Here is a 21028-nt window from a genome sequence, read left to right as displayed (position 1 = left end):
TGGGTCCGCCTAGAATTCGGTGCCATGCGGTTCGTGAAGGGGCATGGCACCGAGAACGACTTCGTGATCCTGCCGGACGCCGACGCCCGGCTCGACCTCGGCCCTCAGCTGGTCGCGACGTTGTGCGACCGGCGGGCGGGCATCGGGGCCGACGGTGTGCTGCGGGTGGTGCGGGCCAAGCTCTGCCCGGAGGCGGCCGACCAGTTGGGTGAAGCCGAGTGGTTCATGGACTACCGGAACGCCGACGGCAGCATCGCCGAGATGTGCGGCAACGGCGTGCGCGTCTTCGCCCGCTATCTGGTCGACTCGGGGCTGGCCGCCCCCGGCGAGTTCGGGGTCGCGACCCGCGGCGGCGTCAAGCGCGTACGGCTCGGCGCGACCGGCGACGTCACCGTCGACATGGGCAGCCCGCGTGTGTTGGGCGTGAGCCGTGCGACGGTGAACGGGCGGGAGTACGCCGGGCTCAACGTGAACATGGGCAACCCGCACCTGGCCTGCGTCATCGACGACCCGGTCGCGGAGCTCGACCTCACCAGAGAGCCGGGATTCGACCGGGCGACCTATCCCGCCGGGGTGAACGTCGAGCTGTTCAACCGGGTCGGCGACCACACCGTGTCCATGCGCGTGCACGAGCGCGGCTCGGGCGAGACCCGCTCGTGCGGGACGGGGGCGGTCGCGACCGCGGTGGCCGCGGCGCACGCGGCCGGCGAGCCCACCGGCACGTGGAGCGTGCGGGTTCTCGGCGGCACCGTGACCGTGACCCTCGACGGGCGCACGAGCTATCTCACCGGTCCCGCCGTCCTGGTGGCCTCCGGCAGCTATCCCGCGTCCGTCTGATCCGTCCCGGCCCGAGAGGCCGAGCCGCCGCGAAGCCCGGTTGCAGAATGTTGTTCTGATCGTCGATGCTGGGTCCTCCATCCGAACCGAGTTGGAGGACGCATGGACCCGCGCGGCACCGTGGTGGCGACGAAGGGGGCGGTCTGGGCCCTGGGCGGGGGCTTCATGATGTCCAGGGAGGTCAAGAGTCTCTGTGACCTCTACGGCCTCGGCAGCCGGGAGATGTACTTCCGCGGTCGTTGCGGGGTTCTCGGCGAGGTGCACGCCGACGTGGTCGTCGCCGCCGCGATGTTCTTCCCGGCCGGCCACGTGCGCGCCTCCTGGGAGGGCGGCAGGAGCCTGCCCGCCGAGGAGGCGGCCGCTATCTACGCGTCTGCCTGCCACGACTGGGGGCGCCGCAAGCTCGGCGAATTCCGCGGCGCCGGCCGGCTCGCCGAACTGCTCGCCGCGATCGCCGACGGCTCCACGGTGCACGGCTCGCCGCTGTTCGCCGGATGGCGGGCCATGCCCCGCCCCGCCGGAGACGACGTCGCACTGGCCGCCCACCTGCTGCAGGTGCTGCGGGAGCACCGGGGCGGCCTGCACCAGACCGCGATCCTCGCCTACGGCCTCGACCCGCTGGAGGCCACCCTCGTCGGCGCGCGGGGCGCGGGCGCCTCCGACCCCGAGACCGGCAACGCGGCCGTCGCCCGCTTCCTCCAATGGCCCGAGCCGTACGGCATGCCGTCCAGGGACGCGGTCGAGCGCCGGGCCAGGGCCGAGGAGCTCACCGACGACCTGGCCGCCCCCGCGTACGGCGTGCTGGACGGGGGAGAGCGGGCAGAGCTGGCCGATCTTCTGGCCACGGCCGCCGGTACGGCTTTCGCCAGGTGATTCTTCCGGTGTGGCGGGCCTCGCGGCTGTTTGGGACACGGTAGGCGACCTGGCAGACTGGCTGCCCATGGACGTGGACATCTGGGCATGGGTCGGCGACACCCAGCGGGAATTGCAGGAGACCGGCAATGCCGGACTCGCTATGGCGCTGGCCGACGTGCCCGCGCAGGCCCTGGAGGGCCGTTACGGGCAGCTGGACGTCGTGGCTCCCGCGGTCGCCCAGCACGCGGAGGCGCTCGGCCAGCCCTGGCTTGAGCTTTTCGTGCGCTACTGGCACTTGATCGGCCGGGTCGGCGACCGGGCCAACGGCGCCGTCGCGCTCGGCGACGCCGAGGCGCTCGCCGAGTTCGCCAAGCGGGACGACGTCCGCGACTGCCCGGCCGCCCCGGCCGCCGTGGAGGCTCTGGCGATCACGCTGGCCAACACCGACGGCCCCGGGTTCGCAGAGAGGCGGTTGGCCGCCCTCGGCGCCGTGCTGGACGGCGTCGGGCCCGACTCGCTCGCCTTCTCCGGCTTGGCCACGCAGTACGTCGCCGCGCTGCGCGACGCCGACCGCCCCGAGGAGGCCGTGGCCTACGCGGAGGCGGCGGTCGACCGGCTCACCAAGGCGGGCCGGGAGGCGAGCTGGGAGCTGGGCGCCGAGTCCGCCCGCGCGCTGCTGGCCGCCGGCCGCCCGGACGACGCCCTCACCGCCCTGCAGGCCGCGACCGGGTTCAAGCCCGACGACCCGGTCGCCAAGGGCCGCCGGGAGGCCCTGCTCATCTCACTCACCCTCGGCACGCTGGGACGCGTCCAGGAGGCCGTGGAGGCGCTGCCCGACCTCGACGTGGTCGGCGACCACCCCCGCGAGTGGGTGGAGTGGACGCGCACGGTGAGCCTGCTGTTCACCAGCGGCGCGATCGCCAACACCTGGCAGCTCGGCCGCATCCTGCGTCAGTGGATCATCTACTTCGAGACCATGGGCGGCCACCGTGCGCGGTTCGAGCTGGCCCTGGCCGCCGGTCATCTCGCGGTGGCCCGGCAGGGCGTCTGGCAGGCCCGGCTGCTCGCCGCGCAGGCCGAGGCGGCCCTCGGCGATCTCAGCGGCACTGAAGGACTGCCCGAGCGGATCGCCGAGTTGCGCGCCGCCGCCGACGAGGTCTCCGAGGTCCCCGCGCCGGGGCCGCAGGACAGGCTCGTCGAGCTCTTCGACGCGGCCGATGGCAGCACCGCGGATCCGGAGCGCTGGGTCGGCTGGTTCTGGCCGTACGCGGGTGAGGATCTGGAGATCACCCGCCGCCACGCGACCACCCTCGGTTTCCTCGGGTACGCCCCGCTGGGCGCCGACATCTACGGCAAGCTCCTCACCGAGGACGGCGACCCCGCGCAGGCGAGCGCGGAGGACATCGCCTATCTCACGAGCCTGCTCATCGACGCCGGACGTGACGACCGGGTGGAGAGCCTGGCCGCCCGCCTGTCCGACGATGCCTCCCACCTGACGCTCGCGCGCCTCTACCGTGCCCGCGAGCGCTGGGAGGAGACCGCGGCGGAGGCCGAGCGCGCCGTCGCCGCGGACGACACCCCCGAGGCCCGCCGCATGTGGTCGGTGGCCGTCCAGCAGCTCGGCGACAACGCCAGGGCCGCCGAGATCATGATGCCGCTGTTCGAGTCCGGCGAGGGCGAGGAGGAGGACAGCTGGCGCCTGATCGTCCTGGCGAGCGCGGGGGAGGACTGGGCGACCGTCCGCCGGGCCTCCGCCAAGCTGAATCTGCCGGTGCAGTCCTCCGAGGGCCCGATCGAGGAGGAGTGGCACCTCATCCGCGCCATCCTCCCCGCCCCGGACGGCAGCAGGCGCGAGGTGATGGCGGTGCGGACCGGGCCGGCGACCGCCCGGCTGGTCATACCGCAGCCGCGCGGCATGGAGTACAACGCGGGTGACGTCATCGTCTTCGACCCCCGCCCGCTGGAGCCCGTCCCCGAGGACCCGGAGCAGGAGAACTTCGTCATCCCCTTCGCCGGGGTGACGATGCTCAGGCCCGGCGGCTACACGAGCTGGTTCTTCGACGGCGCCGCACCCACCGAGGCCGAGTGGACCGACTTCAACGAGATGCTGGCCGAGCGCGGCTGGCCGATGTGGGTCTACAGCGACGAGCACTACACCGTCACCCATCCCATGACCGGCGAGCTTCTGCCCGGCGTCTTCGGCTGGATCGCGGTGCCGTCGTCGGTGGAGCCCGCCGAGCTGGACGCGGTGCTCGACGACGCCACCGAGCAGTGGGCGCATCCGATCGCGTGGCTCGACCTCGCCCGCGAGGTCGGCGTCGAGGTCGAGCGGCACGAGCGCATCTCCAAGGAGTACGGCCTGTGAGGACCGGCCGCTGATCTAGAGTCATGTTCGGTTGTTTCCGGACATGAGCCGGGCCCGGAGCTTCCGGGACTCCGGGCAGAGGAGGTCGGCGTGACGCTCGAGCGATTCCGGCTGGACGGCAGGGTCGCCATCGTGACGGGGGCCTCCTCCGGCCTGGGCGTGGCCTTCGCGCGAGGATTCGCCGAAGCGGGTGCCGACGTCGTGATCGGCGCACGCCGGCCGGACAGGCTGGACCACACCCGGCGGCTGGTCGAGGAGACCGGCCGCCGGTGCCTGGCCGTCACCACGGACGTGTCCGTACCGGAGCAGTGCCAGGCGCTGGTGGACACCGCCGTCGCCGAGTTCGGCCAGGTCGACATCTTGATCAACAACGCTGGCGTCGGCGCGGCCGTACCGGCGCTGCGCGAGGAACCCGAGCAGTTCCGCCACGTGGTCGACGTCAACCTGCACGGGACGTACTGGATGGCGCAGGCCTGCGCCCGCGTCATGCGCCCAGGGTCGTCCATCGTGAACATCGGCAGCGTGCTGGGGGAGACCACCGCCGGGCTGCCGCAGGCCGCTTACAGCGCGTCCAAGGCCGCCGTGACAGGGCTCACGCGTGACCTGGCACAGCAGTGGACCACGCGCAAGGGCATCCGGGTCAACTGCCTGGAGCCGGGGTTCTTCCACTCGGAGATGACCGAGCAGTACCCCCCGGGCTACCTCGACCGCGTGATGGAGCAGCGGGTCGTGATGAACCGCGCCGGGGAGCCCGTCGAACTCGTGACGGCCGCGATTTTCCTGGCCTCGGATGCGGCGTCGTACATCAGCGGCGTCGTCCTGCCGGTCGACGGTGGGCTTCTTCTCACTTGATTGTCGCTTTTAGCCGATTATGCGGCTCGGCGGTCATTATGTTGACGTTTGTTCATTGACTGCATCGTTTGTCTGGCGGGTTTACGACAGGCCCTGGATCGCCTGTGCCGTAAGGCTTCCGGGGTTTTTCTGCGCAAACGCAGGGCCAGATCACTAAATGATCACGATATGGCGCGTAAAGTGTTATTTCTGGCCATCTGTGGGGCTTGTGGGGCCTAGCCTGCTCTCTGTTCAAACACGATGAGTTGCGCATCGCGCAACTCCTGTGCATATGCCCAATGAGGAGTCGTTGACCCCCAGCTCTTCATCCATGGCGTGCGAGTGGCGATCTCCACGCCGTGCTGTGGCGTTCCCGGGCGTTCACGCCGCCTCTCGGGCGATAGCCGAGTGAGGGGAAACAGCGTGGGCACAGCCGCGATCGAGGTTCGCGGGCTCTGGAAGATCTTCGGCCCCAAGGCCGATCGGATCATCGGGAGTCCGGACGCGGAGCTCGACTCCGCCGCACTCCGGGCCAAGACCGGATGCACCGCCGCCGTGCGCGACGTCAGCTTCGACGTGCGGCCCGGCGAGGTCTTCGTCGTCATGGGGCTGTCGGGGAGCGGCAAGTCCACGCTCGTCCGGTGCCTGACGCGCCTGATCGAGCCCACGGGCGGCGACGTCGCCATCGGCGGCGAGGACGTGCGGGCCATGTCGGCCGCTCAACTGCGCGAACTGCGCCGCCACCGCGTCAGCATGGTGTTCCAGCACTTCGGGCTGCTCCCGCACCGCCGCGTGCTCGACAACGTCGCCTACGGCCTGGAGATCCAGGGTGTGGCGAAAGCCGTACGGCACGAGAAGGCGCGCTCGATCCTGTCCCTCGTGGGACTGGAAGGGCATGAGAACTCCTTCCCCGACCAGCTGTCCGGCGGCATGCAGCAGCGCGTGGGCCTCGCCCGTGCGCTGGCCGTCGACCCCGAGGTGCTGCTGTTCGACGAGCCCTTCAGCGCGCTCGACCCGCTGATCAGGCGGGACATGCAGGCCGAGGTCATCCGCCTGCACCGCGAGGTCGGCAAGACGATGGTCTTCATCACGCACGACCTGTCCGAGGCGCTGAAGCTCGGCGAGCGGATCGCGATCATGCGCAACGGGTCGATCGTGCAGGTCGGCACGCCGGAGGAGCTTGTCGGAGCGCCCGCCGACGACTACGTGGCCGACTTCGTCCGCGACGTGCCCAAGTCGCACGTCCTGTCGCTGCGCTGGATCAGCAGGCAGCCTGAGGAGGACGACCCGCTGGACGGGCCGGAGCTGCCGGCCGACACCGTGATCCACGACGCGATCCCCGCCGCGATGGCCTCGGCCCGGCCGATCAGGGTCGTCTCCGACGGGGAACTCGTCGGCGTGGTCGACCGGGTCGACCTGCTCGGCGCCGTCCGTCTCGGCGAGGGCGCCGACGACGACCACGCGGCCCTGGCGGGGCTGCCGGCGGAGGAGGCGTAGTGGTGACCGCGCCCGCCGAGATGGCACCACCCGTTTCCGTGGGGGCCCGCGCTCAGCGGCTCATCCGATGGATCGCTCCGGCGGCCGGGGTGGTGTTGTTCGTGGCGCTCTATCTGGTGTTCAAGGGCACCGACGTGCTGCCGCACGACGACGACGCCGCGTTCTTCCGCGGGCTCAACGACGCCAGGGACTGGGTCGACGAGAACCGGAACAACAACCCGGTCTTCCTGTTCTTCCTCAACTACATCCGGCTGTTCGTCGCCGACCTGTTCACCGTCTTCCAGTCCGCACTGGCCGGCCTGGGCTGGCCCGGGCTCATCGGCGTGGCGGCCGGTCTCGGCTGGCTGGCGGGAGGATGGCGGATCGCCGCCGTGTCGGTCGCCGGGTTCGCCGGCATCGGCGTGCTCGGCCTGTGGGACGCCAGCGTCGACACGCTCGCGCTGACCCTGTCGGCCGTGTTGCTCTCTCTGGTCGTCGGCATCCCGATCGGCGTGCTGACCGGCCGTTCGCCGTCGGTGCGGCGCATCGTGACGCCCGTGCTCGACGTGATGCAGATCATGCCGACCTTCTCGTACCTGTCGCCGATCGTGCTGCTGTTCCTCATCGGCCCGGCCTCGGCGACGCTCGCCACGATGATCTACGCGATCCCGCCCGCGATCAGGATCACCGCGCTCGCCATCGAGCGCGTCCCGCCCACGGTGGTCGAGGCGTCGGAATCGCTGGGCGCCACCCGCTGGCAGACCATGCGCAAGGTGCGGCTGCCGATGGCGCTCAACACGATCGCACTGGGCGTGAACCAGACGATCGCCGCCGCGCTGTCGATGGTGCCGCTCGTCGCGCTTATCGCCGCCCCCGGGCTCGGCGTGGACCTCATCCGGGCGCTCGCCCAGGTGAACGTCGGCGCGGCCCTCGTGCCGGGCATCGGGATCGTCCTCATCGCCATCGTGCTCGACCGGATCACCCGGTCGGCGGCGGTCGCCCGGGCCGGTTCCCGCGTGTGGCGCTGGGCTGGGCTGGTCGTCGCGGTCGTGGCGGGCCTGGCCCTGACCCCGGTGCTGTCGGCGGAGTTCCCCGAGCAGTGGGAGATCCAGATCGTCCGCCCGATCAACGACGTCGTGAGCTGGATCGAGGGCAACTGGTACGTATTCACCGGCTTCCTCAACGACACCGTCGCCTACGGCCTGCTCAACCCGCTCCAGAACCTGCTGACCAGCGCGCCCTGGTGGCTGATCACGCTGGCCGTACTGGCCTTCGCCTGGCGGATCAGCGGGCTGCGCGCCGGCCTGATCGCGGCCGGGTGCCTGGCGGCGATCGCGGCGCTCAGCCTGTGGGAGCACAGCATGGAGACGCTGACGATCGTGCTGGTCGCCGCGGTGATCACGATCGCGGCGGGTGCGGCCCTCGGCATCGGAGCCGCCAGGTCACGGTGGTTCGCCGCCGTGCTGCGGCCGGTGCTCGACGCCGCGCAGACCATGCCGTCGTTCTCCTACCTGCTGCCCGCCGTCGCGTTGTTCGGCAACGGACGGTTCACCGCGATCATCGCGTCGGTCATCTACGCGGTGCCGGTGGTGGCCCGCCTCGTCGAGGACGGCCTGCGGGCGGTGCCGGGAACGGTGCTCGAGGCGGCCAGGTCGGCGGGTTCGACCGACAGGCAGCTCCTGTGGAAGGTGCAACTCCCGATGGCCAGGAGCTCGCTGCTTCTCGCCGCCAACCAGGGCATCGTGATGACGCTCGCGATGGTGGTGATCGGCGCGCTCGTAGGGGCCGGCGCGCTCGGATATGACGTCGTGGCCGGGATCTCGCAGCAGGAGGACTACGGCAAGGGCCTGGCCGCCGGTGTGGCCCTGGTTCTGCTCGGAATCATGCTCGACCGGATCACGCAGGGCGCCAGCGGGCGCCTGAACCCCGAAAAGAAGAGGATCGCATGAACAAGTTACGCCTGGTCGCAGGTGTTCTCGTGCTTGGACTCGCGGCAGCGGGCTGCGGCGGCGCGAAGGTCGACGACACCTCCGCGGCGGCGCCGAGCGCGAACGCGTCCGGAGGCGCGGCTCCGGTGGGCACCGTGAAGATGGCCATCAACGGATGGGTCGGGTACGAGGCCAGCGCTGCGGTCGTCGACTACCTGCTGGAGAACAAGCTCAACTACAAGGTCGAGAAGGTCAACCTCGCCGAAGAGCCCTCGTGGCAGGGCATGGAGTCGGGCTCCGTCGACGTCGTCCTCGAGAACTGGGGCCACGACGACCTGAAGAAGAAGTACATCGAGGAGAAGGGCATCGCCGTCGAGGCGGGCCCGAACGGCAACAAGGGCGTCATCGGGTGGTACGTGCCCGAGTGGATGGTGCAGAAGTACCCGGACATCACGGACTACAAGAACCTGAACAAGTACGCCGACCTGTTCAAGACCTCCGAGTCCGACGGCAAGGGCCAGCTGCTCGACGGCGACCCGTCGTTCGTGACCAACGACGAGGCCCTGGTCAAGAACCTCAAGCTCGACTACAAGGTCGTGTACGCGGGCAGCGAGGCCGCTCTCATCAAGGCGGCCCAGCAGGCCACCCAGCAGCAGAAGCCCTTGCTCATGTACTTCTACGAGCCGCAGTGGCTGTTCAACCAGCTCAAGCTCGTGAAGATCAACCTCCCGGCGTACACCGCCGGTTGTGACTCCGACCCCAAGAAGGTCGCCTGCGACTACCCGCCGTACGATCTCGACAAGATCGTGAGCAAGAAGTTCGCTGACACCGGCGGCGCCGCGTACGAGCTGGTCAAGAACTTCACGTGGACGAACGACGACCAGAACAAGGTCGCCGACGACATCACCAACAACGGCCTTTCCCCCGAGGATGCGGCCAAGAAGTGGGTCGAGGCCAACCCCACCGTGTGGCAGGCCTGGATTCCGAAGTGACCGAGTGAATTGGCCGCGATCCTCATGGATCGCGGCCAATTTGCCGCTTTCGGTTTGTGCAATACTCCTGCCGGTGGCCGTGGCCCACGTCGCCCGCGACCGCCGCCGTCCAATATCTGATGAGGTCACATGATGAGGGTCCGTCTCTTTGCCGGAGTGCTCACGGTCGCGCTGGCGATGACCGGGTGCAGCGGGAGTTCCGAGAATGCGGCCACCGCGGGCGCAGCAGGCTCAGGGACGGTGAAACTGGCCGTCAACCCCTGGGTGGGCTACGAGGCGAGTGCGGCGGTGGTGAAGTACCTCCTCGAAAACGAGCTGCACTACAAGGTCGAGACCGTGGAAAGCGGCGAGGCGGACTCCTGGAAGGGCTTCGAGAGCGGCACCGTCGACGTGGTGCTGGAGAACTGGGCCCATCCGGAGCTGAAGAAGGAGTACATCGACCAGAAGAAGGTCGCGATATCCGCCGGGGAAGACGGCAACAAGGGCGTTATCGGATGGTATGTACCGGAATGGATGGCTAAGAAGTATCCGGACATTACCGACTGGAAGAAACTGCCCGACTACGCCAGTCTCTTTAGAACGGCCGACTCGGGCAATCTCGGACAATTTCTTGCGGGTGACCGTTCCTATGTCACCAACGACGCAGCGCTGATCAAGAACCTGAAGCTCCCGTACAGGGTGGTGTACGCGGGGAGCGAGGACGCGCTGATCAAGGCGGCGCAGGAGGCCACGGCGAACAAGACGCCGCTGCTCATGTACTTCTACGAGCCCCAGTGGCTGTTCTCCCAGCTCAAGCTGGTGAAGATCAACCTTCCGCCGTACGCCATCGGCTGTGACACCAACCCGCAGGCGGTCGCGTGTGACTACCCGCCGTACCTGCTCGACAAGATCGTCAGCAAGAAGTTCGCGAACACCGGGGGCAAGGCCTACGAGTTCATCAAGAACTTCGTGTGGACCAACGACGACCAGAACTCCGTCGCGTACGACATCGCCGTGAACAAGATGTCCGACGACGCCGCTGCCAAGAAGTGGGTCGAGGCCAACAAGATCGTCTGGCAGGACTGGATCCCCGCCGCCTGATCCCGTGTTGATCACGCAGACCCCGTGATCCTCACCGTGATCATGCAGAACTTCGACGATCCATGGGCCGAGCTGCGAAAACTCATTTCGTGATCATGCAGAACTTCGGTGACGGCTGCTGCGACCTGGCCGCATTCATTCGGTGATCATGCACTTAAGGGCATCGCCGGGCCGGCCGTACGGCGCCTGCGCGGCACGGAGGTCCGTACGGCGAGACTCCCGTGGCGTGGTTGCCTGGCGGGTGGCCGGGCCCGATGCATGATCACGAAGGGCTTTTGCGCAGGCGGGGTGGCGAATCGTCGCGTTCCTGCATGATCACTATGGGAGTTCATGCAGGTACGGCCTCTGATCCCCGAACTTCTGCATGATCACGAATCGTGTTTGCCCAGCTCAGCCCCCGAAACATCGAAGTTCTGCATGATCACGGGGAGGGTTCGCGCAGCTCAGGTCACAACTCGCCGAACTTCTGCATGATCACGCGTATGGGTTCGTGATCACGCGCAGGGTTTGGGCGGTGTGATCACGCGTATGGGTTCGTGATCGCGGCAGTGGGATCCCTGCCTCGGGTAGGCGTTTATTTGTTGCCTCTTGGGCATTTGCTATACCTACCTTGACTATTTCATGACCTAGGGGTGGCAGTTGGACGGGCGTGCATCCCGGATGATCGCCGGGGTTTCGCTGGCGATGGCCCTACTCGCCGGATGTGGCCCCACAGAGGGCCTCAGCGTTGACCGGCCCGGCCCGGTCGGCTCCCAGGGAGACGAGACCGGCAAGGAGACCGGCACCAACCCTCTGGACAACCCGGACGGCACCGAACCCGGCCTGGCCCAGATCACCTCCGGCCGGGACAGGTCCGACGCCCGCGACGTCATCTCCCAGGTGCAGACCAAGGGGCGCGGGCCGAAGACCGGCTACGACCGCGACGAGTTCGGGTACGCCTGGGCGGACAACGCCGACGACGTCCCCCTGTCCCACAACGGCTGTGACACCCGCAACGACCTGCTCAAACGCGACGGCGAGAAGGTCAAGTTCCGCAGCGGCTCCGACTGCGTCGTCGTCTCCATGACGTTGTACGACCCGTACACCGGCAAGACGATCGACTGGAGCAAGGAGGACGCGGCGGAGGTCCAGATCGACCACGTGATGCCGCTGTCGTACGACTGGCAGATGGGCGCGTCCCGCTGGACCGACGCCAAGCGCAAGCAGATCGCGAACGATCCGCTCAACCTCCTGCCGGTGGACGGTTCGGCCAACTCCGCCAAAGGCGACTCCGGTCCGGCGTCGTGGTTGCCGCCGGCCAAGGGCATCCGTTGCTCCTACGCCGTACGGTTCGCCCAGGTGGCCCTCAAATACGACCTTCCGGTAACGGCCGCCGACAAGGAGACGATGCTCGGCCAGTGCGCCTGACGCGTCAGATGAGCCGGTAGAGCAGCTCTGGCCTACCGACGGAACCGTACTGCGGGACCCGCTGCGCGACCCCGGTCTCGGTCAGGTGCTCCAGGTAGCGCCGGGCGGTGACCCGGGCGACGCCGATCGACACGCCGACGGTGTAGGCGGAGACGCCCTCGGGGGCCTTCGTCAGCTCATGCATGATCGCCGCCATGGTGACCGGCGTCATCCCCTTCGGCAGCCGCGGTTGCGCGGGCGCGCGCAGGGCCGCGAGGGCGTTGTCGACCTCCTCCTGGCCGCTCGCTTCTCCTGACGCGTCGACCGAGTCGCGGAAACGGGCGTAGTGGCGCAGCTTCTCGCTGAACGCGGCGAAGGTGTACGGCTTGAGCAGGTAGTGCGCCACACCGACGGACACCGCCTCGCGCACGACCGACAGGTCCCGCGCCGAGGTGATGGCGATGACGTCGCACAGGATGCCTGCTCCCCGGACCGCTCTGCACAGATCCAGCCCGTGCATGTCGGGCAGGAAGAGGTCCAGCAGGATCAGGTCGACGGGCTGCCGGCGGAGGAACCGCAACGCCTCGCCGCCTGAGCGGACCACTCCCGCGACCTCGAAGCCCGGCACGCGTTCCACGTAGAGGCGGTTCGCCTCAGCGGTGATCTTCTCGTCCTCGACGACCAGCACCGAGATCATGGCCGACTCCTCACGGGCAGCGGGAGCCGTACGGTGAAGACGGCGCCCTCGTCGCCCGACACCCCGATCGTGCCGCCGAGCCGCCGTACGGCATGGGCCACCATGGCGAGCCCGATGCCGCGCCCGCTGCCCTTCGTGGTCCATCCGCGCTGGAACGCCTCCTGCGCCGCCGCCGGGTCGAGGCCGGGGCCGGTGTCGCTCACCCGGATCAGGCAGGTCACGCCGTCGGTTTCGACGTGGACGGTGACGCGCGCGGGCGGGCTGCCCGACATCGCCGCCTCCACCGCGTTGTCGATTAGGTTGCCGAGGATCGTCACCAGGTCACGCGGGTCGAGCCCGGCGTCCCCCAGTTCGCTGTCGTCGCTGATGGACAGCTCGACGCCGCGTTCGGCGGCCTCGGCCGACTTGCCGAGGAGCAGAGCGGCGAGCACGGGTTCGCGCACGGCGGCGACGACGCGGTCGGTGAGCGCCTGCGCCGCCCGAAGCTCGGCGGTGGCGAACTCCACGGCCTGCTCGGGGCGGCCGAGTTCCACCAGCGTGATGACGGTGTGCAGCCGGTTGGCCGCCTCGTGCGCCGCGGAGCGCAGCGACTCGGCGAAGCCGCGTTCCGCGTCGAGTTGGCCGGCCAGCCCCTGCAGTTCGGTGTGGTCGCGGAACGTCACCACCGTGCCGAGGGCGCGCGTCCCGGACCGGACGACGGCGACGTTGACCACGAGCACGCGGTCGCCGGTCAGGTGGATCTCGTCGGTGCGGTCGTCCCCGGAGGCGAGCACCTCGGTGAGCGACGGCGGCAGGCCCAGCCGGGTGACGTGGCGGCCTTCGGCGTCCGGGTCGAGTCCGAGCAGTTCGCGGGCGCCGTCGTTGCACAGAGTCAAAACGCCTTCGCGGTCGACGAGCAGCAGCCCTTCCCGTACGGCATGCAGGATCGCCTCGTGGTGGTCGTACATCCGGCTGAGCTGGGAGGGGCCGAGGCCGTGGGTGTGGCGGCGCAGCCGCCTGCCCACCAGGAAGGTGCCGGCGACGCCCGCCGACAGGCCGATCAGCGCGGCGAGTGCGGCGGCGCCGATCTGCTCGCGGAGCCGCCCGCTGATCTTGTCCACGATGATGCCCGCGCTGACCAGCGCCCTGACCTTGCCGGCGGTGTCCTTAACCGGGGTGATCGTGCGGACCGAGGGGCCGAGCGTGCCGGTGTAGGTCTCGCTGTAGGTGCGTCCCGCGAGCGCGGGGGCGATGGTGCCCAGGTAGTGCCCGCCGATCTCGGCCGGATTCCGATGCGTGTACCTGATGCCGGAGGTGCTCATGATGGTGATGAAGTCGACCTTCGTCTCCGTCTGGACCCGGTCCGCGTACGGCTGCAGCGCGACCGACGGATTGGGGTCGTCGAGCGCGGCGAGCAGCGCAGGGGAGTCGGCGACGCTGACCGCGACCGCCGTGGTCACCTCGGTGGCCTCGTCGGTGAGCAGTTCGCTGACCTGGAAGAAGGCCAGCGTCGTCCCCACGGCCACGGTCACGCCGACGATGACGATCTGGAGTGCCAGCATCTGCCGGGCCAGGCTCCAGCGCCGCACCTGGCTCATGATCACCATTGCACGTCTCACTTCCACGAGCACACTTCGGTGATGAACGAAATGTACGCAATAGTGACCCAGGTCATATCGCGCCGCATAGTCGCTCCACTGAAGTTCCTTCATCCCCCGAGGAAAGTGAGTGGCCATGTCCGCGACAACGGACGCACCCCAGGCCGGCGCCCCCGAGCGCCCCGACCGGACCCGCTATTTGTACCTTGCCGTCATCGTGGCGGTGGTGGCCGGAATCGCGGTCGGCTTCGTCGCGCCTGACCTCGGCGTGGCGCTCAAGCCGCTGGGCACCGGCTTCGTCGCGCTGATCAAGATGATGATCAGCCCCATCATCTTCTGCACGATCGTCCTGGGCGTCGGTTCCGTAGCCAAGGCCGCGAAGGTGGGCAAGGTCGGCGGCCTGGCGCTCGGCTACTTCCTGGTGATGTCGACGGTCGCGCTCGCGATCGGCCTCCTGGTGGGCAACCTCGTCGACCCGGGCCAGGGGCTGCAGCTCACCGACGAGCTCCGCAAGGCAGCGGAGGACCAGGCGGCCACCGGCGGCGAGAGCGACACCACCGAGTTCCTGCTCGGCATCATCCCGACCACCCTCGTGTCGGCCTTCACCGAGGGCCAGGTTCTGCAGACGCTGCTGGTCGCGCTGCTCGCCGGGTTCGCACTCCAGGCCATGGGGTCCAAGGCGGCGCCGATCCTGGCAGGCGTCGAGCACATCCAGCGGCTCGTCTTCCGCATCCTCGCCATGATCATGTGGGCGGCTCCCGTCGGGGCATTCGGCGCGATGGCCGCCGTCGTCGGCGCGACGGGCGTCGACGCGCTCAAGAGCCTCGGCCTCATCATGGTGAGCTTCTACGTGACCTGCCTGGTGTTCGTCTTCGTCGTCCTCGGCCCGCTGCTGTGGTCGGTCGCGCGCGTCAACGTGCTCTCCCTGCTGAACTACCTGCGGCGGGAGTTCCTGCTCATCCTGTCCACGTCGTCGTCGGAGTCGGCGCTGCCCCGCCTGATCGCCAAGATGGAGCACCTCGGCGTGAGCCGCCCGGTCGCCGGCATCACCGTGCCGACGGGTTACTCCTTCAACCTGGACGGCACCGCCATCTACCTCACGATGGCCACGCTGTTCGTGGCCAGGGCGACGGGCGCTCCGCTGGCGATCGGCGAGCAACTGGCCCTGCTGGCCTTCATGATGGTCGCCTCGAAGGGCGCCGCCGGCGTGACCGGCGCGGGCCTGGCCACGCTCGCCAGCGGCCTCCAGTCGCACCGCCCCGAACTGGTCGACGGGGTCGGCCTCATCGTCGGCATCGACCGGTTCATGTCGGAGGCTCGCGCGCTCACCAACTTCGCGGGCAACGCGATCGCCACCGTCCTCGTCGCCACCTGGACGGGCGAGTTCGACCGGGAACGAGCCGAGGAGGTGCTCGCGGGAAGGGAGCCCTTCGACGAGACCACCCTGCTGGACGAGCACGCCCCCACACCGCCGAAGGAGCACGAGGCCCCCGTCCTCCAGTCCTGAACCAAACGACCGCGGCGCCCGCCCCTCGTGTCCGAGGGGCGGGCGCCGCGGTGCGGTCACGGGCGGGCCGAGGCGGCCGGTCGCACCGTGGAACAGGCCGCCGGTCAGCCGCAGTACTTCTGCTTCTCGCTGATCGGGTTGGGTGCGTCCGGCGCCTTGTCCACGATCGAGACCTGAAGTTGTGCGGTGGATGAGAGCACGCTTCCGACAGGCGCCTGTGCCGCCTTTGCGTCGACGACGGTTCCCCGCTCTCCGAGCAGCTCGAAGGTCTTCGCGTCGAAGACGAGGTCCTCACGGATGCCGAAGCGCACCAGGCCGACGCCGATGCCTGAGCGGCTGGCGGCGTCCGTGACGTGCCCTGTCACCTTGACCCCGGGGATGGTGGCCGCCGCCCGGAACAGCGCGGCGCGCTGGGCCGCCGGCATGTAGGTCTCCCGTAGCAGGTCACCCACCTTCGTCCACGCGTCGACCTCGGCGGGATTCTTGGTCCGGGGGCCCGCGAAGAGATGGGCGCGCATCCCCTTCTCGCTCGTCGGCAGCCGCTCCAGCCTCGTGTAGACGGTGTCCGGCACCTGGCCGCACGTCGGCAGCTTCATCGATTCGGTCGTGCCCGCCTGCGCGTAGGCCTGCTTGGGAACGGGCCAGCCCGGATACGGGCGCGGCTGCAGGTGTTCCGTCGTGAGCGCGCCGTCCTTGCTGCCGTCGACGGACAACCAGATCGTGCGCTTGTCCCGGTAGAGGTAGCGCGGCTCCTTGCCCGGACCGCCGGTGCCCGAGGAGCCGGTGGGAGCCTCGATGACGCTGTACATGGTCTCCGAGGTGACCTTGACGAATTGGTCGTTCCGCGGCTTGAGGTCGGTCGCGGCCTGCGCGGCCCTGCCCAGCACCTCGCTCGCCGACATCTTCGTGACGTCCGGCAGAGCAGCCACGGTCCGGGAAGGCTCCGGTGCGGCGCTCCCGGCCACGGTCGGTGCGTGTCCGGTGCCGCTGGCCGCGGCCGTCAGCACGTTGACCGCCACCACGCTCGCGCCCGCGACCACGGCCACACCGGCGATCGCGAAGCCGTACGGCCTGCGCCGGGCGGGGGGAGAGGCCAGCTGCCGGCGGGCCGCGGCCTTGGCGGTGGGGGAGTAGGCCGGCACCTCAGGCCGTGCCCCGGTGACAAGGTCGAGTTCGTCGGTCATGAGGTCTCCTCCTCAGGAAGGTCAAGGTGGCGGCGGAGTTTCGCGCGAACACGGTGAATCCGGGAGCGGACCGTGCCCACGGGGATCTGCAGTGCCTGGGCGGTCTCCTCGTAGCTGAGGTCGGCCCAGGCGACGAGCAGGAGCGTCTCCCGCTCGGCGGAAGACAGCCGCGCCAGCGCGGCCGCCAGGGCGGGGCGCAGCGCGGCGGCGCTGGCGCGTTCCGCGCTGCGCTCCTCTTCGTGAAGCTCGTGGCCGTACGCGGCCGTGCGCGCGAGGGCCTTGAGCCGCCTGACCTCCGACCTGCGGTGGCCCGCGATCAGGTTGGCGGCGATGCCGTACAGCCACGGCCGGGCGTCCGCCCGCGTCAGGTCGTACCGGTGCCGCTTGCGGAACGCGATGAGGAACGTCTCGGCCGTCACGTCGTCCGCGTGGCCGTGGTCGAGGCCCAGCCGCCGGCTCGCGTAGGCGTGGATCTCGTCGGAATGCCGGTCGAAGACACCCGCGAACTGGTCGGGGTCGGCAAGCGACGCGCGGATCATCCCGGCGTCGCTCGCATGATCTCCCGGATCGCTCTGCGGATCTTCTGTGGCGGTGTCGCGGCTCCACGGGCGAATGTGCTGGTGGCCGGCCGCTGTACTCACCACCCGTTGTGTCCGTTCATGGGGGGGGGAATCCTTCCGTCGGCGCGTTCGCGCCGTTCACCCCTCATCCGCCGGACCCGCGCGGCCGGTTCCCTCGTTTATCCGGCGATTGTCATCCGGCGGCGGCCGCGCCCGAGGAGCGCTGGCCGCCGCGTACCTCGAGGGAGGCCAGCAGCGCGGCGCTGGCCTCGGCGATCGCCTCGACTGCCTGCTCGAACGCCTCGGCGTTGTGCGCGGCGGGGGCGCGGAAGCCGGAGATCTTCCGTACGTACTGCAGAGCGGCGGCGTGGATGTCGTCCTCGGTCACCTCGTCGGTGAACGGCGGGCGCAGGGTCTTGATGCTTCGGCACATAGCTTCATCTTCCTCGCGAAGCGCGCGGACGGGTGCCGATTCACATGCCGAAGACGGCAGAGCCGAAATCTCCGGCCACCTTCCGCATGGTGTTCGCCAGTTCCTCCCTGTCGATGGCGTCGAGCCGGTCGGCCGGCCCCGACACCGACATCGCCGCGAAGGTGCGCCCGCCGTCGACCACGGGGACGGCCATGCAGTGCACGCCGCTCTCCTCCTCGCCGAGGTCCAGCGCGTACCCCCGGGCACGCACCTCCTCCAGTTCGGCCAGGATGGCCTCGACCGAGGTGATGGTCTGGTCCGTACGGCGGGGCATGCCGGTACGCCGGAAGACCGCGCCCGCGTCCGGTCGTTCGGCGAGCAGCACCTTCCCGACGGCCGTGCTGTGGGGCAGCACCCGGCGCCCCACCTCCGCGAACATGCGCAGCCTGCGCGGCGAGGGCACCTGGGCCACGTAGACGACGAAGTCACCCTCCAGCACCGCCAGGTTGGCGGTCTCGCCCGACAGTTCCACCAGCCGGGCGAGATAAGGCTCGGCACTGGCGGCGACCATGCGCTCCGCGGCCCCGCCGACCCGCAGCAGCGCGCCGCCGAGGGCGTAGCGGCGGTCGGACTCCTGCCGCACGTACCCGCGGGCGAGCAGCGTCTGGAGCAGCCGGTGGATCGTCCCGTACGGCAGGCCGGTCCTGGCGGCGATCTCCGACAACCCGGCATGGCCGCCCTGCTCGGCGAGGGCCTCCAGCACGTCGAGCGCCCGGTCGACGCTCTGCACGCTCACCTGCCGCTCCCCGCCACCTGGCCGAGCGAGCCGGGGGGACGCCCGCGCAGGGAGGCGTCGAGCACTTCGGCGGTGTGCGCCACCCGGATTTCGCCCTTGCCCGCCCGCCGGCTCCCCGCGGCGATTTGCATCCGCCGCGCAGCGGCGGCAATTTGCATCGTGCAGCCCGGGTTGGCCGAGACCAGGAGCTCGGCGCCGGTGGCCAGCACCCGCTCGGCCTTGCGGTCGCCCAGCTCACGGGCGGCCTCCGGCTGGAACAGGTTGTAGGTCCCGGCCGAGCCGCAGCAGATGGCCGATTCGGCGATCTCGCGGAGGTCGAGCCCGGGGATCGCGGCCAGCAGTTCGCGCGGTTGCGACCGCACTCCCTGCGCGTGGGCCAGATGGCAGGCGTCGTGGTAGGCCACGGAGACCGGCAGGGGGTGACGCTCGGCGGCCGGGCCCAGCTCGACGAGGAACTCGGAGAGGTCGCGCACGCGCAGCGCCGCCGCCCGCTTGGCCCAGCCGGGCTCGTCCTTCAGCACCTCGGCGTAGTCCTTCATGCTCGACCCGCACCCGGCCGCGTTGACCACGACCGTGCCTACCCTGGCCCGCTCGAACGCCGCGATCGTGCGTTTGGCGAACTTCCTGGCCTCGGCGTCGCGACCCGAGTGCAGCGACAACGCGCCGCAGCAGCCCTGCCGGGGCGGGATGACGACGTCGCAGCCCTCGAGCGCGAGCACGCGGACCGTCGCCGCGTTGACCTGCGGGAAGAACTCGCCCTGCACGCAGCCGGTCAGCAGGCCGACCGTCGCCCTGCGCGGCCCGCGCGCCCGCACCAGGGGCGGGAGCCGTACCGGCGTGGCGGGGGGCGGAGCGAGCTCGGCCATCGCGCCGAGCGAGGGGTTCACCCGATCGAGGAAGGGGCGCATCCGCCTGCTCAGGGCCATCGGCAGACGCATCGCCCGCAGCCTGCGCCGGTAGGGGAACAGGGCGAAGACCATGCCCCTGATGGCCCGCTCCTGCGGCGTGCGGACGTGCTCCTCCTCGACCACGGCGCGCGCCTGCTCGATCAAGCGGTCGTACTGCACGCCGGACGGGCAGGCGGTCACACAGGCCATGCAGCCCAGGCAGGCGTCGAGGTGGCCGGCCATGACGTCGGTGACCGGAACCCCCTGCACGTGCTGGTCCATGAGCTGGATGCGCCCCCGGGGCGAGTCCATCTCCTCGCCCCACAGCACGTACGTCGGGCAGGTGGGCAGGCAGAACCCGCAGTGCACGCAGTCTTTGATCAGCTCCGGGTCCATGCGTTCTCCTCCACGTGCCCCCTCATTACAGGCCGCCGACGAAACGGCCGGGGGCCATCCGCCGCTCCGGGTCGAACCGCTCCTTGACCCGGCGCATCAGGCCGAGCGCCCCCACCGGTCCCCAGAAGTCCACGCCGACCGCCTCGGGCAGCGCCAGTGCGACCAGGCGGCCGCCCGTCGCGGCGGTCTCCTCGCGCACCGCGGTGACGAAGGCGGCGACCTGCGCCGGGTCCGACTCGGGCGGCAGCCCGACCAGCAGGTCGCCCGCGCCCGCCGAGCCGCGCACGTGCGGCGCCAGGCCGAGGCGCTCCGCCTGGGCGGCGATCACGCGCAGCGTGCCCGTCACCGCCGCGGGAAGCCCACGCGCGGACAGCAGGATCTCCTCGCCGGGAAGGCGGGCCCACCACGCGGGCGGCTTCTCGGCGACCGCGGCGTCCATCCCCATCAAATCCTGTACGGCTTTCGCCCGCTCGGCAGCAGCCACGCCCTCGACGAGCACCGACACGGTGACCGGCTCGCGCGGGCCTGGCCGGTCGATCTCGATCGCGGCCGGTTCGAGCGGGGAGGCGGCCAGCGACTCCAGCAGGCTCTGGCCGGGCTCCGCGACGACGGCGGTGATCCAGCGGCTGTCGGCCGGCAGGGGGTGCAGCCGGAAGGCCGCCTCGGTGATGATCCCCAGCGTGCCGTACGAGCCGGTGAACAACTTGCCCAGGTCGTAGCCGGCGACGTTCTTCACGACTTTGCCGCCCGACTTGGCAACCGTGCCGTCGGCCAGCACGACGGTTACGCCGATGAGCATGTCGCGGCTCGTGCCGTACCGGAACCTGAGGGGGCCGGCGGAGCCGGCCGCGAGCATGCCGCCCACGGTGGCGCCCTCGGCGGGCGCGTCGACCGACAGGCGCTGGCCGCGCGCCGCGAGCACCTGCGTGAGGGACTCGGCCGTGACCCCCGCCTGGACGCGCGCGACGAGGTCGCCCGAGGCGTGTTCGAGGACCTCGTTCAGGCAGCAGGTGTCGATGACCAGGTCACAACGCTCCGGAGGCGGGCCCCAGTGCAGCATGGTGCCCGCGCCGGCGGCGACCACGGCGAGGCCGTGCGCGGCGGCCACACGCATCACGGCCGCCACGTCCTGCGTGGACTCGGGCAGCGCCACCCAGCGCGGCGGCACGCCCGCCACCGCGTCGGCGTCGGTCGCCGGGCGCACGGTCGTGCCGCACCCGGCGAGATCCTCGTCGGCGCTCATGACGGCCACCTCCGGCGGG

18 protein-coding genes are annotated in these 21028 nt (G+C 70.1%); 10 read left to right on the top strand and 8 right to left on the bottom strand.

Annotated features, from left to right (window positions below; translation table 11 throughout):
* Positions 1-24 precede the first annotated feature (24 nt).
* The 9 genes from dapF (at position 25) to Pth03_RS16945 (ending at position 11771) form a co-directional block, all read left to right on the top strand.
* A complete protein-coding gene (dapF, locus tag Pth03_RS16985) occupies positions 25-837 on the top strand; it encodes a diaminopimelate epimerase (protein ID WP_203945244.1) in 813 nt (270 codons plus the stop codon).
* 102 nt (positions 838-939) lie between these two features.
* On the top strand, positions 940-1710 hold the full coding sequence (locus Pth03_RS16980) for an SCO6745 family protein (RefSeq protein ID WP_203945243.1): 771 nt from the start codon (positions 940-942) through the stop codon (positions 1708-1710).
* Positions 1711-1777: 67 nt separating this feature from the next.
* Positions 1778-4057 (top strand): tetratricopeptide repeat protein, encoded by a 2280-nt coding sequence (locus Pth03_RS16975; RefSeq protein WP_203945242.1) that lies wholly within the window; start codon positions 1778-1780, stop codon positions 4055-4057.
* A gap of 90 nt (positions 4058-4147) precedes the next feature.
* Complete coding sequence (locus Pth03_RS16970) at positions 4148-4909, top strand: SDR family NAD(P)-dependent oxidoreductase (RefSeq protein WP_203945241.1); 762 nt, start codon at positions 4148-4150, stop codon at positions 4907-4909.
* A 402-nt stretch (positions 4910-5311) separates the two neighbouring features.
* Positions 5312-6385, top strand: coding sequence for a quaternary amine ABC transporter ATP-binding protein (locus Pth03_RS16965; RefSeq protein WP_239119107.1), 1074 nt, complete (start codon positions 5312-5314; stop codon positions 6383-6385).
* A 2-nt stretch (positions 6386-6387) separates the two neighbouring features.
* Positions 6388-8313 (top strand): ABC transporter permease, encoded by a 1926-nt coding sequence (locus tag Pth03_RS16960; protein WP_239119106.1) that lies wholly within the window; start codon positions 6388-6390, stop codon positions 8311-8313.
* Positions 8310-9284: an ABC transporter substrate-binding protein gene (locus Pth03_RS16955; protein WP_203945239.1), complete on the top strand. Its 975-nt coding sequence runs from the start codon at positions 8310-8312 to the stop codon at positions 9282-9284. Before Pth03_RS16960 ends, Pth03_RS16955 begins: the two co-directional genes overlap by 4 nt.
* Positions 9285-9413: 129 nt before the next feature.
* On the top strand, positions 9414-10364 hold the full coding sequence (locus Pth03_RS16950; RefSeq protein ID WP_239119105.1) for an ABC transporter substrate-binding protein: 951 nt from the start codon (positions 9414-9416) through the stop codon (positions 10362-10364).
* Positions 10365-11003: 639 nt separating this feature from the next.
* Entirely contained in the window at positions 11004-11771 is a 768-nt protein-coding gene (locus tag Pth03_RS16945) for an HNH endonuclease family protein (RefSeq protein WP_239119104.1), read from the top strand.
* A gap of 4 nt (positions 11772-11775) precedes the next feature.
* On the opposite strand, the gene Pth03_RS16940 is transcribed toward Pth03_RS16945, so the two are convergent.
* Both Pth03_RS16940 and Pth03_RS16935 read right to left on the bottom strand, forming a co-directional pair.
* Complete coding sequence (locus Pth03_RS16940) at positions 11776-12447, bottom strand: response regulator (RefSeq protein WP_203945238.1); 672 nt, start codon at positions 12445-12447, stop codon at positions 11776-11778.
* Positions 12444-14024 carry a sensor histidine kinase gene (locus Pth03_RS16935; RefSeq protein ID WP_239119103.1) on the bottom strand — a complete coding sequence of 527 codons (1581 nt, stop codon included), beginning with the start codon at positions 14022-14024 and terminating at the stop codon, positions 12444-12446. The genes Pth03_RS16940 and Pth03_RS16935 overlap by 4 nt, the downstream gene beginning before the upstream one ends.
* Positions 14025-14160: 136 nt before the next feature.
* On the opposite strand from Pth03_RS16935, the gene Pth03_RS16930 reads away from it, so the two are divergent.
* Positions 14161-15531: a cation:dicarboxylate symporter family transporter gene (locus tag Pth03_RS16930; RefSeq protein ID WP_203945237.1), complete on the top strand. Its 1371-nt coding sequence runs from the start codon at positions 14161-14163 to the stop codon at positions 15529-15531.
* Positions 15532-15635: 104 nt separating this feature from the next.
* Here the strand turns inward: Pth03_RS16930 and Pth03_RS16925 are convergent, their stop codons facing one another.
* The 6 genes from Pth03_RS16925 to Pth03_RS16900 form a co-directional block, all read right to left on the bottom strand.
* Positions 15636-16715 (bottom strand): CU044_5270 family protein, encoded by a 1080-nt coding sequence (locus Pth03_RS16925; RefSeq protein WP_203945236.1) that lies wholly within the window; start codon positions 16713-16715, stop codon positions 15636-15638.
* Entirely contained in the window at positions 16712-17356 is a 645-nt protein-coding gene (locus tag Pth03_RS16920; protein WP_239119102.1) for an RNA polymerase sigma factor, read from the bottom strand. The genes Pth03_RS16925 and Pth03_RS16920 overlap by 4 nt, the downstream gene beginning before the upstream one ends.
* A 112-nt stretch (positions 17357-17468) precedes the next feature.
* Positions 17469-17708 (bottom strand): DUF2277 domain-containing protein, encoded by a 240-nt coding sequence (locus tag Pth03_RS16915; RefSeq protein ID WP_203945235.1) that lies wholly within the window; start codon positions 17706-17708, stop codon positions 17469-17471.
* Positions 17709-17748: 40 nt separating this feature from the next.
* Complete coding sequence (locus Pth03_RS16910) at positions 17749-18483, bottom strand: IclR family transcriptional regulator (RefSeq protein ID WP_203945234.1); 735 nt, start codon at positions 18481-18483, stop codon at positions 17749-17751.
* Positions 18480-19766: a (Fe-S)-binding protein gene (locus tag Pth03_RS16905; RefSeq protein WP_203945233.1), complete on the bottom strand. Its 1287-nt coding sequence runs from the start codon at positions 19764-19766 to the stop codon at positions 18480-18482. The genes Pth03_RS16910 and Pth03_RS16905 overlap by 4 nt, the downstream gene beginning before the upstream one ends.
* A gap of 25 nt (positions 19767-19791) precedes the next feature.
* Positions 19792-21009, bottom strand: a complete 1218-nt coding sequence (locus Pth03_RS16900; protein ID WP_203945232.1) for an FAD-binding oxidoreductase — start codon at positions 21007-21009, stop codon at positions 19792-19794.
* Positions 21010-21028: the final 19 nt, after the last annotated feature.

Origin of the sequence: Planotetraspora thailandica (genome assembly GCF_016863335.1) — a bacterium.
GTDB lineage: Bacteria > Actinomycetota > Actinomycetes > Streptosporangiales > Streptosporangiaceae > Planotetraspora > Planotetraspora thailandica.
Note: the sequence above shows the minus strand (reverse complement) of the source record. Positions and strands in the feature narration are given on the sequence as shown.